Origin of the sequence: Paenibacillus vulneris (genome assembly GCF_039543185.1) — a bacterium.
GTDB lineage: Bacteria > Bacillota > Bacilli > Paenibacillales > NBRC-103111 > Paenibacillus_S > Paenibacillus_S vulneris.
The window spans coordinates 145,306-159,412 of record NZ_BAABJG010000015.1 but is presented as its reverse complement, the minus strand read 5'-3'; the positions used below and the strand labels follow the sequence as shown (position 1 = coordinate 159,412).

Below are 14,107 nucleotides of genomic sequence, written 5' to 3'. Positions count from 1 at the left end.
CGTACAATGAACCTTTATTTCAAATATATGCTCCTTTTTTTCAAAGGGCAGATGCAGTACCGGACCTCGTTCCTGCTTCTTATGGTGGGACAATGTCTGACTCCCTTTACCACCTTTGCCGGCCTGTACTTTATGTTTGATCGATTTGGGATGGTCAAGGGGTGGAGCCTCTACGAGGTAGCCCTCTGCTTCGCTGTTACGAATATAGCCTTCTCTGTCACAGAATGCTTTGCGCGCGGTTTTGACAACTTCTCCAGCCTAGTCGTTAGCGGAGACTTCGACAGATTGCTTGTCCGCCCTCGGAGCACGGTAGTCCAGGTGTTCGGCTCCAAATTCGAATTCGCGCGGATAGGCCGTCTGTTCCTATGTGCGTTAGTTCTTATCTGGTCTTGCCTACATATAGACACGGATTGGTCCTTTCTCAAAATCATGACGTTGGTGCTAATGATGATAAGCGGAAGCGTCATTTTTACAGGAATCTTCATTCTGGCCGCTTCCATCAGCTTCTGGACCGTACAAGGCCTAGAAATTGCCAACATCTTTACCGATGGCGGGCGTGAAATGAACCAATACCCTCTCAATATATATCATGCCTGGGTTCGCAAATTGTTCACGTTCCTCATCCCCTTCGGCTGCGTCAACTATTTGCCTTTGAACTACATCCTGGGGCGCGACGGCATGGATAATCCGCTATACGCGTTCCTGCCGTTATCCGGCTTTCTGTTTCTCATTCCTTGCCTGTTAGTTTGGCACATTGGGGTAAGGCATTACCGTTCAACGGGGTCATAAACGTATGGAAGGGGCAGCAGGAGAGGCTGCCCCTTTCATATCCTACAATTGCGCAGCGGTTAAACGACCTCATTCAAAATGAGCTTCCTTCAACTCAACCATTTCGATATCATGAAACTGTTCGCTTATTTGGGCAGCCAACGATCTGACTCCAAAAATCTCCGTAAAGGTATGGCTGCCGACAATCAAATTCATGCCTATATACTGCGCGTACTGAATTGTGTATAAGGTTTTTTCACCCGTAATATATACATCACAGCCGCTTCATGGGCATCACGGATTGATCCAAATACACACCGCCGTCATTCCGCACATTTGTCTCCACAGCCGCTTTCCATAGGCTTCACATACAATCGAGAAGCTCCTCCAAGCGGTGAATCATGTATTTAGGCTGTATGTCCTCTCGAAGATTCTGCTTATTTCTATTGTAATAGCAAAAATCGATTCCTGCGTTCACGGAACCATGGTAATCATCCTGCAGGGAGTCTCCTACAAACAAAACCTCATCCTTATCAAGCTTCAGTTCATTTAATGCCATCTCAAAAATTTCCTTATGCGGCTTACGTATCCCCACCTCATCGGATACAACAATCGATTGAAAGGTACCGCGAATATTCCCCGCCGTCAGCCTTTTGTGTTGAGCTTCCCCTATGCCGTTGGAAATAATCCCCAATCGGTAGTCACTTTGTAATGAACGAAGGACATCCTCCGCCCCATCTTCAAAATGACAGGTATGACAAAAATAATTCCAATACGTGCTTGCAAGCTCGTTATGCAGCCGGACATCCCTATTCAAAGTATCTCGGAAAGAATATCGAATGACATCATGAATCGATGTAATGGAGCCCCCGCTCACAAAGTCCATCCAATACTTTTCATTATGTTTTAAATAGACTTCCCAGAAGCGGCTCCATTGCTCCTCGTCGTTCGCAAATAATTGATGATCACGACAGGTCCTTCTCATACAGTCGTATTCGCTAAGTGAATAATTTAATAAAGTGTTATCCAGATCAAACAGAACCGCTTTGTACATAGAACATCCTCTTTTTCTCTACTATAAAATGAATCCATCGCTATTGAACAATGAACAACACTTTCGTCCCATCCGGGTACTTCTCGACTTGATTGCTGACCCAGCTGCCGGCCCCGCGATTATCCGACGGGGATATATAACGGATATCGGCGCCTTCCCCGCCTTCCTTGCACATGGCCATGGGCCACTCGTCGCGGTCATAGCCTTTTTTGGTGGGGACATCATGAAGCGATTTCTTGCGGTTCTCCTCCGCCCCTTTTCGATCGATCGTGCATACGGCGGATTCTCCGGAGGCTATAGCGTCCTTGATATGCTGTGCCGTTTCAGGAAAACGATCGGATGGAAACATCAGCTGCACATTGGCAGTGCTGCTTGTTTCCTCCACCTCCATATGTTTTTCGTAAAAAAAGGAACCGATAAAAACAGAGATACCTAATGCAATGGTGTACAAAAACTTTTGCCTGTGCTTTTTCAAAACGCTGCCTACCCTTCGTTAGTGTATCTATATTTTATAGGCTCAGCGGATGGGTGTAAAGATCTCCCATTTCTCAGGCATTTCAAGATAATTGCTGATTAAACATATTGAAAATCTTCTTTTCCGCCGTTTTATCCAGAATCGCAAATACGATTTTGTCAAATAAGGAGCCATAACCCTCATCTAGGATAACCTGCTTGAACATACGAGCAACCTCAAGCGGATCGTTCCTGAATACGCCGCATCCGTAGGCCCCAAGCACAATGGCGCTGTTCCCCTGCAAAGCCGCAATGGACAAGATGGATCGGATTCTGTTTGTCATGATAGGTACAATTTGATCCGCATTCTGCGGTTCCCTTTCTCTTACGACCCCGGCATTCACCGCAGGTGCCGTAATCATCGAGATGCAGTACGGCTGCCGTAAAAGGTTCCCCTTATCCTCCCTGAAAACGACGACATCGGGGGAATAAATCATATAGTCCGAATAGAGGCAGGTCTTGAGGCTCCGGTTGTAAGAATACATTTCGTTCATTTGGGCTATACACGGATAAAGCGCTGACGAACGCGCCAAACTTTCTTCCTGTGCCTGACTTCCGCCTAGGAAGCCTCCACCCGGATTTTTGGCTGAAGCAAAGTTCAGACAGGCGCTCTTATTACGCTTTTCCGCCAGAACGAGTCTAGCTGACGCTTCCAAAGTCGATTCATCCGTTACTTCTATGATAGGACCTCCGGTACAAGCATTGCGATCTATTTTGGTAACAATTTCACTGTTCAGTCTTTCAAGCATGTCTGGAGAATAAAGAATGGAGGCTCGAATCGCCTCCTTGATCTCATTTTCAATGACGATTTTGCTACCCTCCGTGTGGATATAGTACCCTTGCTCCAGTATCTCAAGAGTCTCCTTGGCCATCTTTGATCTTATTTCCCGATTATTTATGGATCTGTCCATAGATGAATCCCCCTTGCTGTAAAAAATCTGTTGCTCTTCATTATCCAGCTAATCGATAAAGCGTAACTTGTACATCCGTGAAAATTTCATGGATCATCCCGTACACGATTTCCCAATCTCCGCCGCCACGATCGCAGCCTATTTTATATGGAAGCGCAATAGCGTAGTGATGCTCTCTTGCAAAGTCATGCAGCTGAACGATGGCGCTCCTTATGGCATCATAGTCGGTATATTTTCGCTTATCCCGTCCGTAGTATTCCTGCCCGAACAAATTCGCTACGAAGGTACCGCTGCCCTCGTTTCTTTCGACGATTTGGCATCTGCCCAATAAATGCTGCTTATGCTGCGAACAATATTGGAGATAGGCTTTGTATACATCAGGAAATTGTTGTTTGATCTGTTTGGCAACACCGGACCCCATAACGGATTGGCAATTGACCTGATGCCCTATAATAGGCTCCACAGCCTCCAACAAATTTCCTTCTACTGTAGTAACTGGCATTATGAAAACTCCTTTTAAATGATTTTGATAACTCCTTCCGAATTACATCGTTTGGTTCCAAAACGGGTTATAGCGATACAGCTTCGAAGGACGGTGCCCTGCATCCTTTGTGGATTCGTTGGTTTCGACAACCATAGGGGCTATCTTTCTGCGGAATGCCGCTGCCAACAGCTCTTTGCCAAGCACGACTTCGTATACTTGCTGAAGCTCGGATAATGTAAACCGAGGCGGCATCAGATTAAACGCGATATCCGTGTATTCGATCTTGTTCCGCAAGCGCTCTATCGCATACTCAATGATCTTGGCATGGTCGAAGGCGATTCCTTCCGTATCCACGATCTCACGCACGATCTTTCTTGTACGTCCTCTCGTTATTTCAGTAATTTTCACAGTAGCCGATAATAAATCGTCTTCATGGCTTAGTGTAATTTTCATCAGCCTCTCATGCTCATAGCCGTCTTCCCAAAGAGTCCTCTTTTCCTGAAACATTTGATAAGTCACTTCGAACCACCCGGCATCATCTGCATCGTCCCCGGCCTTTACCTCCAATGCGGAGCGATCGACAAGCGCCATGTAGGAACAGCTGATGACCCGCGTACGAGGATCACGATCCGTATCTCCCCATGTAAATAATTGCTCCATATAGATATTGTCGATATTGGTCTCGCTTCTTAATTCCCGCTGGGCTGCTTCCTCAATACTTTCATGCACCGATACGAAACCGCCCGGCAGTGCCCACTGACCGATATAGGGATGCTCCCCTCTCTTGATCAATAGAAGCTGCAGCGATTTTTCCGGAAGCTTTCTATAGTTGATCTGATCTTTGTCCATAACGGTAAAAATAAGCATGTCGACAGTAACCGAAGGCCGTTCATATTGACTCGCATCATAATGCTGTAAAAATTCTTGTTCCGTTATCCCATTGCGGTCGCGACGGGTTAGATCGTTCATAGCTCTCACCTAATATCATCAAATTGTTATTATCATTTTGTTAATATCTATTTGTTAGTATATCCTTGCTGACATCAGGATGTCAATACAATCCATTAAATAACCCCATTTGTTTAGAAGCTTAAAAAATATGCTTCGGTATCCGCTAGGGGTGCCATTCCAAAAGAAAAAAGCCGCTTGCTTCTGCAAACAGCTTTCCTCCCACTACGCAGCTTGTACATCAGTCATCCATTTCCTTATAACCGAATGGTAAACGGATGTGAACCAATATCGCTTGCCTGTCCTTACGAATGATAATATCTTCCGGTTTCCATAACTGCCGGTTCAACGGATATCCCTTTTGGAAATCATGGTTTCTTTTTTAGCCAGTACTGCAATATAATCCATGATTTTCTTCACATTGGCATCGATGCTGCGCGTATCAGTATGTATCGTAACTTCAGGATGTTGAGGAGGCTCATAGACGTCAGATATGCCGGTAAACATCGAAATCTCGCCCTGCATCGCTTTGGCATAAAGACCTTTGACGTCGCGGCGTATACATTCATCCAACGGACAATCCACATAGACCTCAATATACGATTCCAACGTACCCCGCGCATAATCCCTCATCTCTCGATAAGGAGCGATCATGGAGATAATCGTGGTGATTCCATTGCGGTTCAGCAGCTTGCTAATGTATACCGCACGTCGTATATTTTCCATCCTGTCCTCTTTACTGAAGCCAAGCTCACATCCAACCGCACGACGCAGCTCATCACCGTCCAGGCATTCAACCAAGACACCGGCTTCCTTTAAGGCTGACGCCAGCGCCGCTGCCGTCGTAGTCTTTCCTGAGGATGGCAGTCCCGTAAGCCAAATGGTCGTACCTTGAGTTGGCATAACTTTTCATCAGCCCTCCTTAACTACAGGAATTCTTTCCAATAGCCGATTCCCGTAAATTTGTTGAAGCTGAAGCTCCGGCATATGGACGTAACCGATATAACAATCGCACTGCTTCATGCGGCACGTACGTGCTTGGGCAAGGCCTTCGATACCATCTCTATATAAATTCCCTATCACTTGCCTGTCCTTATAGCATCGCTTGACCCGGCCGTCCCCCTGGGCATAAAATACGTCCTCCCCTGCCCTGCAAGGCTTGCCAATGCTGTCATAATCCATTGCATTCACAGTAAAATGCGGATCTATCCCGCTTAGGAGCTCGAGATCTTCCTGCGAGTAGTAATCCGGTTTATCTTTGAATGCATTGACCCACAGATACACATCATCAGGCAGGGATTGTCTTAGGGAGACAATGGATGGGAAGGCGCTCCTAACTCCAACCGAGCCTACGCTGAAGGAGATTCCCCGGGAATATAGCTTCTCGCACTGCGATAGAAACCGGCTTTCCTCCGTTTGTCCGGGGTGGTAGGTCGCCCAGAATGCCGCCGTAACCGGATTCAGCTCTTCCGTCCAATCCAGCTTGGCGGATAGATTGGTTTGGATGGCTACTTTATCGACATGGTTCATATGAGACAGAGCTACCATAGCCTCGCGGTACCAGCGGTGAGTAAGTCCTTCTCCGTATGGGTTAAAAAATAGGGAGAGCCGGTGCCCTCTGCCTTCCTGATCTTTTACCCAGTCGACAAAGGTCTGGACTTGCCGCCGGTCTTTGGCTAAAGTCTCGGCATCATCGATATTTTTGCTGAAGGGACAATAGGGGCAATCGTAATTGCATGAACTTAGGCTTCCCCGGAAATAAATGGTTGCCCTCATGAGACAACACAGCTTTCCATGAGCGCGCGTATGTTCGAAGAAATGAACCAATCCCCTATCGCATCGGAATACATGATTCCTTCGCTCGTTAACCGCAGCAATACGGGGCTTAGCTCTGCAAGGCCTGTACGCTCCAACAGCTGCAATTCCGGATAATCATCCAAGGGCTTGGTGCCAAATCGGGAGGTGTAACTGTCCAAGGTAAGCCCCTCCGTGTGCAGCAAAGCCTTGAGAATAAACCGGCGCTTCTGCTCGTCCTCGCTCAATACGATTCCATAATCCGCTGTTGTGTAATCCTGGGCCGCCACATAGTCGGCAATGATACTAGCGGTTGCGGAACGGCCGACACTGTATCTGGAAGAATAGTGTACGGATTGGGTATAAGAGCGGGCCCCGCAGCCAAGCCCTATCATCCCTTCCTCCTGACAGCCGTAAGGAAGCAGCGGTTTAGTCGAGCCCGCCTCCGCTTTCGCAAATCTGCGCATGGAATACTGTGTGTATCCTCGTTCCATCAATCGGTCGCGTGCCGCGGTATAGAAAAGCAGCCTTCGGTCCTCTCCGCTCTGCCTGATTTGTTCAGGCTTCACAATCGTATGCTCGCGCGTGTATAAAGGATATAAGAAGATTTCTTCCGGTTCATAAGACAGTGCCTGATCCAGCGAGTACAACCAGGAGTCGACGGTTTGACCGGGAAGTCCATAAATCAGATCCAGATTAAGGATAGGGAAGGCGTACTGTTTCAACAGATCCAGTGCCCTTGCAACCTCCTGGGGCTTTTGCGGACGGTAGATCGCTTCCGCTTCCGCCTCGATGAAGCTTTGAATCCCCATGCTGACACGATCGACCTGACGGGTTTTCAGTATGGACAGACGTTCCGTTGTGACCGTCTCGGGGGACGTTTCTACGGAGATCGATGTTTTGCATGAATCCATCCCTGCCGCGTCTTCAGCGATGCGAAACAACCGATCAAGCTGATACGGCTCCAGCAGCGTGGGAGTGCCTCCGCCGATCGCAAATCGGGCAATGGGTTTATGCCGGATGAAGGAAGACCATTGATAGGCTTGTCTCTCCAATGCATCGACATACTCGGCATGTACATCCGCCCTCTTGTCGGGCAGCGTAAACAAGTTGCAAAATCCGCAGCGGGCTCCGCAGAACGGAATATGCATATATAAAAAAAACGTGTCTGCCGGTTCCTGGCTCCACAGCTCGGATAAGGGCAGCTTCGTCTTAAACTCACGATAAGAAGTTTTATGAGGATAAGAGTACAGATAAGACCGATATGGCTCTGATGTAAGGCTCTCCTTCCAGCTGCGAAGAGCCTCGGGATTCTGAAGGAGATCCGAGTAATTGGCATAAACCGGATGGGTCATTAAGATCGGCTCCTCTCGCTTATAAAATGAATTCACGGTACGGCACATTCCAGACAACTTCATGCGCAAGCCGATGACCGACATAACCGTCCTCGCCGTAGGCGGTGCCATGATCCGAGAAGGCCATGCAAAAAACAGGCCTTTCCCGTTCACGCAGAGCTTGAAACAGCCGGCCAAGCTCCCCGTCGACATACCGAAGCGCGGCGCGCTGCGTTTCTACGGAATCCTTCTTCGCTCCCGGAACGTAATAATGGTTCGGTCCGTGGATGGCTGATATATTCATAAACAGAAACAGCCGTTCTGTTGTTGGCGATTTTTGCAGCAGCTTGATGGCGTGATTCACCTGATGCTCTGTGGAACGAGGATTCGTGACGCCGAAGGTCATCCGCCAGTAGCTTTCTTGAAAATATCCGGGAAGCACTTTTGCGAGCGGAACCTTTTTCGTAAAGAAAATGACCCCGCCGATGCAGATGGTGCGATATCCCTCAGCCTGTAACCCGGATACGATATCCGTGGAATCAAATTGCCAGGTGTACGGATGGGTCTTGAGGCCGGTATTTTTGGAATGAAACAGCCGTACATGCTCGGATTTGTTCGTGTTTGCCGGCGTAGGCAAAAACCCTCCAAAAAAAGCGTGATGGGCCGCATAAGTGAAGCTGCCCGGCGTATGGCGCTTTTCCCAATGTCCGCCGCAGCACAAGTTAGGACAATGCTCCTCCTCTAATACAGCCGCATCGTAACGCAGCGTATCCAGAGTAATCATGACAATATCATGACTCCCGACAATCTCATTCATGTTAACCATCTTGGTGATCCTCTTTCATTGTGTTAGTCTCGAAGCTGCGAGTTCGTGTTGTCCGCTAGACAATCCTATCCCATCGGGCTTCGCAGAGACGTTTTTATCATCTCCCACTCGTAGGGGTCATGCCCTTCGTAGCGGCTATGGTATAGCAAATCTCCGAACGGATTGACATCCAGAATGTATGGCCGGAAGGCTCCGCTGCTTAATAATACGTCGATGCCTGCAACGCTGGAATGAGAAAAGGCCGCCAATGTCCGTTCCGCGCAATGACGAACGGTAGATTGGACGTCGCGGGACAATTCTATCTCCGTAAAGCTCTTACGCTCGCTGTCCAGATGAAGATTCGTTATAGGGGTCCTGCTGACCCTGGCAATGCCGTGGCACGCTTCTCCCTTAACGACCAGCTGCCTGATATCGAAGGTGCAGTCGCGATAGGACGCTTTGGGAATCCACTGCTCGGTATGGGCGCCGTGCCCCAATAACCAGTTAACCATTTGACGGATAGAGGAACCGTCTCTATTATTCGCCAGCTTCTTTACATTGTAGAACACAGGAGGTCTCGATTGATAATTCTCTACTCGCAGCGTCGTCACCGCGGACTCCGCACCCGTAACCGGATTCACCTGATAAGCAATAACTCCGCACGCTCCGGAACCGGCAGCGAGCTTGATGAAGATTCGATAGATTCGTTCCTTGCTCATGAGCTCTCTTAACGTCTGATAGTCTGGAATCAATTCCGGCGATGCCAATCTTCGTGGAACCGGTAAGCCTGCCTCCGATAGCACCTGATAGGTATATCGCTTATCGAACATGGCCGCAATGTCCTGAGGGGCATTCATCCATTCGGACTCCAATCCTAGCTGCTTCGCTTCCCTGTCCAGTCGAGATAACAGCCGGCAATAGCCGCGAAACCATTGCGATGGGTGATAGAGCTTCCCCTTGCTTTCCTTCAGGTTGAGGGCTATTCTGACGGACATAGGCTGAAAGGGCCGATCTCCAAACCTTATCCAGCGGTCATCCGCAGGATCCGCTTCCGCATCCGGGGCGCCAAGCGCAATCAGATCACGTTCCACCCCGAAATGCTCCCCCGGTGCGTCAAGTCTCAGCAGAGGGGGCTCCTCTGCTGACATCCCGTGCATTAAAACCGTCGAGGTCAAGGAGGCTCTTCCCTGAAGCAGATCTTGGTAGCTCAACAGAATGGCTGGAGGCAACCCCAGCTTGGCTCTTGCTGCCTGAAGCCCGGTTGTTCTTCGATTACCGGGGTTGCCAATCAGAATCATCTTCCGGCCCATTGCTACTCCGTCAAAGCCGGATAGCGATAATCATCTTCATCATCGGCAGCCTGCTGGTCGCTTGTATCTACATTAAGTCCGCTCTGATTCCAGCGCTTCATCATCTCATCGGACATGTAGTGATAGTTAAGGTCAAGCAGCTTCAGCTTCTTAACCCTTTCGCTGTTAATTAGAGCCTCAGCTCCCTTATCTGTCAAAGTCCCCATCGAAAGGTCAAGCGTATGTAATTGATCCAGAATAGGGGCATCGGCCAACGCAATGGAAATTTCATCCTGGATTTCACTGTCTTTAAGCCCGAGATAAGTAAGCTCAGGGAATTTACCCGGTTCGATGAGAGGGAGAACATCCTCCAGACTGCCGTCAAAACCGTAATTATCCACCCCGAGATAAAGCTCCAGTTTTTTCAGCTTTTTCAAGCTTCCTTCGCTGATGCTGGCAATAACATCCTTCCCGAGCCCGCCGCAAATGATAGTAAGCTCCTCCAGCTTCTCATGACGAGCCGGATTCAGCTCGAGTCCGGTGCTTCCTTTAATTGTGAGAGATTTGAGCTCCGGATAAGCTGTTAATAGAGGCGCAAGGTTGGACTGGTTGATCCAGGAAACCTCGCATTCTTCATAGCTCATGTCACCAATAAACAGCTTGGTGAGGCGCGGAAAGCGGTCCTTCAAACGGACGAGGGCCTCCACGACCTCGCTGGAATCATTCTCGTAGGCTCCGCCCCAATCTCCAATGATGAGGCTTTCCAGCTGCGAGGCCTCTTCTTTATTGGCAAGCTCTTCTATCAGCTCTACCATATTGACGCCATTCTCGTACTGATCATAATCGACAACTAGTTTAAGTTCGGACATAAGGAACCTCCTGGTAATTTATACTAACCTTGTATCCATTATAAAAGCCGTTTACTAGAGTTTCAAATGTTCCACTGGTTCATTCACATCGCCCACGTAGATCCCATGTGGAATCAAGCCTTCAGCTGTCTAACTCTCCCCGATTAGTTAGTTGCTTCTCCAAAACATCATTTTCTAATAGTGCAAATAAAAAATGGATACTCGGGGTAGGCTTCGTACCGTTGCATGCGTTCAAGCTTATGACCGGAATGGTCTATGTACTGCTCCAGTAATCCTTGAGCATTATTCTTTAGCCTGGACATAAACATCAATGCTCCATCCTGCTTCAACAGGTTTATGCAGGAATCCAGGCACTTATGAACATCACCGGATTCCCTGGCTGTAGAGCCGATTAACATTACAAGATCAAACTGTCCATCAGACATGCTGGTCTCAAAAATACTCTCGCAGACGACTCTAGAAGGATTCGGGTGACCTTCTCTCTTTTGGCGGTAAGCAAATAAATCACACAAGTCCCGGTCAATGTCGATACTCGTCAAGCAGCCTCTTCCATTCAACCAGTAGCCTAGATAATCATCCCAATCTCCGGTGCCGATTCCTACATTACATACTCGAAAACCGTTCTTAACCTCAAATGCTGTTCTAACGTAGTCCCGGGTCGCCAGTTCCGTATAGAGGCAAGCGGGAGAGCTGTTCCATTCCCCGGCTTCCGGGCTTCTCAGATTCAAATAATACTGAAGCAGCCGTTCATCCATGTTCATCCCTATCCCCTCCTGCACAGGTTTAAAACAACAAAAGCCGCCGTACTGGGATGCCGGCAGCCTCTCAAGATGTTCGTTATTTTGTGTTAGTAAATTTGTTTCACCGATTGATCTTTCGCTGATACGAATAAAATATGGTTGTCATAGGCAAACAGCCACGATACCGGATCGGTGACGGATAACTGCAGCTTTCCGGTTTTATCAAGAACCTTAAGCCCGTAATCTCCGCCTGCAGAAATTTTACAGATCAATTGATCATTCATACGTTCGACGCTTTCCAGCGATTCCTCTACCAGCAGCGTATCCGTTTGCGATGGTTCAGCTTTATACAGACGATTGGATCCATTGACATCTTGACTTATATAAAACAGGTTGCCATCCATTTCGTCGTACCAATTCCCCGCCGGGTTATGAGATACTTTCTGCTCACCGGTACCGTCCAGATTGGAGGAATACAAGAAATGATCCTCATCCTTCACATAATACAGCTTATTATGGATTATTTTAAAATGACTCACCGCTGCATTAACGATCGTATCGATTTCATTCGTTTTCAAGTTCAAACGGTAGATCTGATTAAGCTGCCCCTTATTCAAGTCAACCGGATAAGAGGACGCCATAATATACGCGTTATCCCCGATCACAGTCGTCGAGCGGTTGCCCGCATAACCATCCGCAATATGCCATCCATAAATGAAATTCGGATTGCCAATGCTTTTGCCGTTGGCCGCGTCTTCTCCATCTGGCACCAGGATGAGATTATTGCCACTTGGTGGAACGGATAGATTGACGATCAGATTGCCGTATGAGGTGCTTTTGATATCGAAATATCCCCGATGTACCTGTTCGGCCGTTCCGTCCTCTTTCACTTTGCAGTAGACATCCGATCCCATTATCGCCCCGCCGTTATGATAGGAAAACCATAGACCGTCGTCCTTTATAAAAAAATCCAACTGCTTATTGAAGCCTTTCGAGGTACTTACTTCGTACGAATACACCAATTGGGTCTTTAAGGTATCTTGTACTGGAGCTCTGTATATCTCGTTCGTAGTTCCCGTAGTTTTTACGAAATAATAATACCCTTTATACAAAGCAACATCATTATCCCCGGCATAATCCGGCAGCGGTACAGCAGCTACCTGCGTATTATCGGATCGGATCGAGAGCCCGTTGGATAGATTCCAATCATATTGCCATCCGAACTCGTCATGAGCGAATTTCCAGGTCAACGGGAAATAAATGATATCGTTATAGCTTAATAATGGATAGGGCTCCGTTGCATTGTTTATTTTTTTATTATTAATAGTTATATCGAAATCAGGTATGGTTGCCTTCATGCTCATAGGGTTTTTACGGTTCGTCTGATAGGCCTCGTAAGAGGAAGCTACCTTGTCTTTGGCGATGCCGAGCCCATCCTTTGTTGTCCAGTCAGTTTTTAATCCTAGCAGCCGGGAATCATACCAGGTCATTGGAACATAGGTGATGTCCTTATAAACCACCAGCGGATATTGGCGGTAGGGATTATCAACTTGATTACCGTTTAATTGAACGTTGAAGTCGGGCAAAGATACCCGAACACCGGTATCCGCCGCGAAGCTGTTCCAGGGAGCAGCTCCCGTACTTATGCATAAGGCCAAAAGACCGACCCATAGATATTTTTTCTTCATCGCTTGTAACCCATCTCCTCTCGATGTTCAACACTTAAGCATTAGACGCCGAATCGTTAGCTTTGTTGCACCTCGGAACTTCATTCTGCAGTTATGTGTTCCCGTCGTAATAGAGATGCTCTAAGGTAACGACCCGCGAGAGACCTAAGGCTTCCGCCACCTTGATGGATGCCCTGTTGCTATCGAGAACCTGATATCTTGGGGTAAGCTTCCTCTCCAACAGCCGATTGACAGCTTCGGCAGCCACTCTTCTTGCATAACCCTTTCCACGTTGGTCATCACGGGTAAAGACAGCTCCGATCTCCCATACATTGTCATAGTTGTAATTGGTCAAGCACGTACTTACCGGTTCTCCCGCTGTATAGAGGGTGTAAGATCTGGCTCCACGCTGGAACATGGCCAGTAATTCCTGCCGGTCATATCCGTTATTCATCCATAGCGGAACTAACCGTTCATTATAGCCGCTTTCTTCTATGTCCCCGGAGATCTCCATGTTGGGAACGGGAACCAACCTGGAATAGGTATAAAAAGACCGCACGAATGTTACCTTAAATCGTGCCTCGATACACTTGCGGTACTCCTCCTTCTGGCATTTAAATATCAAAGGCTTCCCAAGAGGCAGCCCGCCCAACAGCTCATCCATTAGCCCTTGCTCCGATCCGGCGATCATAATAATGGATTCCGCCTCTGGATAGCTTCTGCGATCATAGGATGAGCAGGATACTGGCAAGCATAGGATGAGTGCCCACTCCTCTCCCCGCTCCAACAGCCTGCATTCTATGGAATCTCTGTAAGCCTCCAGCATCTTAAGTATCGTGATATTCTCCAGAACATGGCCGCTTAAAAGTTGCACCACCCTCTGCAGCTTGCTGGATCGTCCCATTCCCCCGTCAGCCCCTTTACCTGCTGC

15 protein-coding genes and 1 pseudogene are annotated in these 14,107 nt (G+C 48.0%); 1 reads left to right on the top strand and 15 read right to left on the bottom strand.

Annotation, left to right across the window (positions count from 1 at the left end; genetic code table 11):
• The first annotated feature begins 6 nt into the window (after nucleotides 1-6).
• The gene (locus tag ABEA66_RS14355) at nucleotides 7-789 is read left to right on the top strand and encodes an ABC transporter permease (RefSeq protein WP_345588244.1); all 783 of its coding nucleotides are present in this window, start codon (nucleotides 7-9) and stop codon (nucleotides 787-789) included.
• 69 nt (nucleotides 790-858) lie between these two features.
• On the opposite strand, the pseudogene ABEA66_RS14350 reads toward ABEA66_RS14355, so the two are convergent.
• From ABEA66_RS14350 to ABEA66_RS14280, 15 genes and pseudogenes are all read right to left on the bottom strand, one after another.
• Nucleotides 859-1,050, bottom strand: a pseudogene (locus ABEA66_RS14350) (Nif3-like dinuclear metal center hexameric protein); the annotation flags it as partial.
• Nucleotides 1,051-1,132: 82 nt separating this feature from the next.
• Nucleotides 1,133-1,822, bottom strand: a complete 690-nt coding sequence (locus ABEA66_RS14345) for a YjjG family noncanonical pyrimidine nucleotidase (RefSeq protein WP_345588242.1) — start codon at nucleotides 1,820-1,822, stop codon at nucleotides 1,133-1,135.
• A 40-nt stretch (nucleotides 1,823-1,862) separates the two neighbouring features.
• A complete protein-coding gene (locus ABEA66_RS14340; protein ID WP_377739435.1) occupies nucleotides 1,863-2,297 on the bottom strand; it encodes a NucA/NucB deoxyribonuclease domain-containing protein in 435 nt (144 codons plus the stop codon).
• Nucleotides 2,298-2,379: 82 nt separating this feature from the next.
• Entirely contained in the window at nucleotides 2,380-3,246 is an 867-nt protein-coding gene (locus ABEA66_RS14335; RefSeq protein WP_345588239.1) for a TIGR02452 family protein, read from the bottom strand.
• 40 nt (nucleotides 3,247-3,286) lie between these two features.
• On the bottom strand, nucleotides 3,287-3,748 hold the full coding sequence (locus tag ABEA66_RS14330; RefSeq protein ID WP_345588237.1) for a macro domain-containing protein: 462 nt from the start codon (nucleotides 3,746-3,748) through the stop codon (nucleotides 3,287-3,289).
• 42 nt (nucleotides 3,749-3,790) lie between these two features.
• Nucleotides 3,791-4,699, bottom strand: coding sequence for an NUDIX hydrolase (locus ABEA66_RS14325; RefSeq protein WP_345588235.1), 909 nt, complete (start codon nucleotides 4,697-4,699; stop codon nucleotides 3,791-3,793).
• Nucleotides 4,700-5,023: 324 nt separating this feature from the next.
• Nucleotides 5,024-5,581 carry an adenylyl-sulfate kinase gene (gene cysC / locus ABEA66_RS14320; protein WP_345588233.1) on the bottom strand — a complete coding sequence of 186 codons (558 nt, stop codon included), beginning with the start codon at nucleotides 5,579-5,581 and terminating at the stop codon, nucleotides 5,024-5,026.
• A 9-nt stretch (nucleotides 5,582-5,590) separates the two neighbouring features.
• Nucleotides 5,591-6,454, bottom strand: a complete 864-nt coding sequence (locus ABEA66_RS14315; protein ID WP_345588231.1) for an STM4011 family radical SAM protein — start codon at nucleotides 6,452-6,454, stop codon at nucleotides 5,591-5,593.
• Nucleotides 6,451-7,827 carry an STM4012 family radical SAM protein gene (locus ABEA66_RS14310; RefSeq protein ID WP_345588229.1) on the bottom strand — a complete coding sequence of 459 codons (1,377 nt, stop codon included), beginning with the start codon at nucleotides 7,825-7,827 and terminating at the stop codon, nucleotides 6,451-6,453. The genes ABEA66_RS14315 and ABEA66_RS14310 overlap by 4 nt, the downstream gene beginning before the upstream one ends.
• A gap of 19 nt (nucleotides 7,828-7,846) precedes the next feature.
• Nucleotides 7,847-8,632, bottom strand: coding sequence for an STM4013/SEN3800 family hydrolase (locus tag ABEA66_RS14305; protein ID WP_192704239.1), 786 nt, complete (start codon nucleotides 8,630-8,632; stop codon nucleotides 7,847-7,849).
• Nucleotides 8,633-8,697: 65 nt separating this feature from the next.
• Nucleotides 8,698-9,921 carry an STM4014 family protein gene (locus tag ABEA66_RS14300; RefSeq protein WP_345588223.1) on the bottom strand — a complete coding sequence of 408 codons (1,224 nt, stop codon included), beginning with the start codon at nucleotides 9,919-9,921 and terminating at the stop codon, nucleotides 8,698-8,700.
• A gap of 2 nt (nucleotides 9,922-9,923) precedes the next feature.
• On the bottom strand, nucleotides 9,924-10,769 hold the full coding sequence (locus tag ABEA66_RS14295) for an STM4015 family protein (protein WP_345588221.1): 846 nt from the start codon (nucleotides 10,767-10,769) through the stop codon (nucleotides 9,924-9,926).
• Nucleotides 10,770-10,936: 167 nt separating this feature from the next.
• The gene (locus ABEA66_RS14290) at nucleotides 10,937-11,530 is read right to left on the bottom strand and encodes a methyltransferase domain-containing protein (RefSeq protein ID WP_345588219.1); all 594 of its coding nucleotides are present in this window, start codon (nucleotides 11,528-11,530) and stop codon (nucleotides 10,937-10,939) included.
• 86 nt (nucleotides 11,531-11,616) lie between these two features.
• Nucleotides 11,617-13,197, bottom strand: a complete 1,581-nt coding sequence (locus ABEA66_RS14285; RefSeq protein ID WP_345588217.1) for a DUF5050 domain-containing protein — start codon at nucleotides 13,195-13,197, stop codon at nucleotides 11,617-11,619.
• Nucleotides 13,198-13,288: 91 nt separating this feature from the next.
• A complete protein-coding gene (locus tag ABEA66_RS14280; protein WP_345588215.1) occupies nucleotides 13,289-14,080 on the bottom strand; it encodes a GNAT family N-acetyltransferase in 792 nt (263 codons plus the stop codon).
• Nucleotides 14,081-14,107 lie beyond the last annotated feature (27 nt).

Coding starts and splice junctions, on each gene's coding strand:
- ABEA66_RS14285 (WP_345588217.1), bottom strand. CDS start 13,197: ATGAAGAAAAAATATCTATGGGTCGGTCTTTTGGCCTTATGCATAAGT.
- ABEA66_RS14305 (WP_192704239.1), bottom strand. CDS start 8,632: ATGGTTAACATGAATGAGATTGTCGGGAGTCATGATATTGTCATGATT.
- ABEA66_RS14280 (WP_345588215.1), bottom strand. CDS start 14,080: ATGGGACGATCCAGCAAGCTGCAGAGGGTGGTGCAACTTTTAAGCGGC.
- ABEA66_RS14330 (WP_345588237.1), bottom strand. CDS start 3,748: ATGCCAGTTACTACAGTAGAAGGAAATTTGTTGGAGGCTGTGGAGCCT.
- ABEA66_RS14315 (WP_345588231.1), bottom strand. CDS start 6,454: ATGAGGGCAACCATTTATTTCCGGGGAAGCCTAAGTTCATGCAATTAC.
- ABEA66_RS14325 (WP_345588235.1), bottom strand. CDS start 4,699: ATGAACGATCTAACCCGTCGCGACCGCAATGGGATAACGGAACAAGAA.
- cysC (WP_345588233.1), bottom strand. CDS start 5,581: ATGCCAACTCAAGGTACGACCATTTGGCTTACGGGACTGCCATCCTCA.
- ABEA66_RS14300 (WP_345588223.1), bottom strand. CDS start 9,921: ATGGGCCGGAAGATGATTCTGATTGGCAACCCCGGTAATCGAAGAACA.
- ABEA66_RS14335 (WP_345588239.1), bottom strand. CDS start 3,246: ATGGACAGATCCATAAATAATCGGGAAATAAGATCAAAGATGGCCAAG.
- ABEA66_RS14345 (WP_345588242.1), bottom strand. CDS start 1,822: ATGTACAAAGCGGTTCTGTTTGATCTGGATAACACTTTATTAAATTAT.
- ABEA66_RS14290 (WP_345588219.1), bottom strand. CDS start 11,530: ATGAACATGGATGAACGGCTGCTTCAGTATTATTTGAATCTGAGAAGC.
- ABEA66_RS14295 (WP_345588221.1), bottom strand. CDS start 10,769: ATGTCCGAACTTAAACTAGTTGTCGATTATGATCAGTACGAGAATGGC.
- ABEA66_RS14355 (WP_345588244.1), top strand. CDS start 7: ATGAACCTTTATTTCAAATATATGCTCCTTTTTTTCAAAGGGCAGATG.
- ABEA66_RS14310 (WP_345588229.1), bottom strand. CDS start 7,827: ATGACCCATCCGGTTTATGCCAATTACTCGGATCTCCTTCAGAATCCC.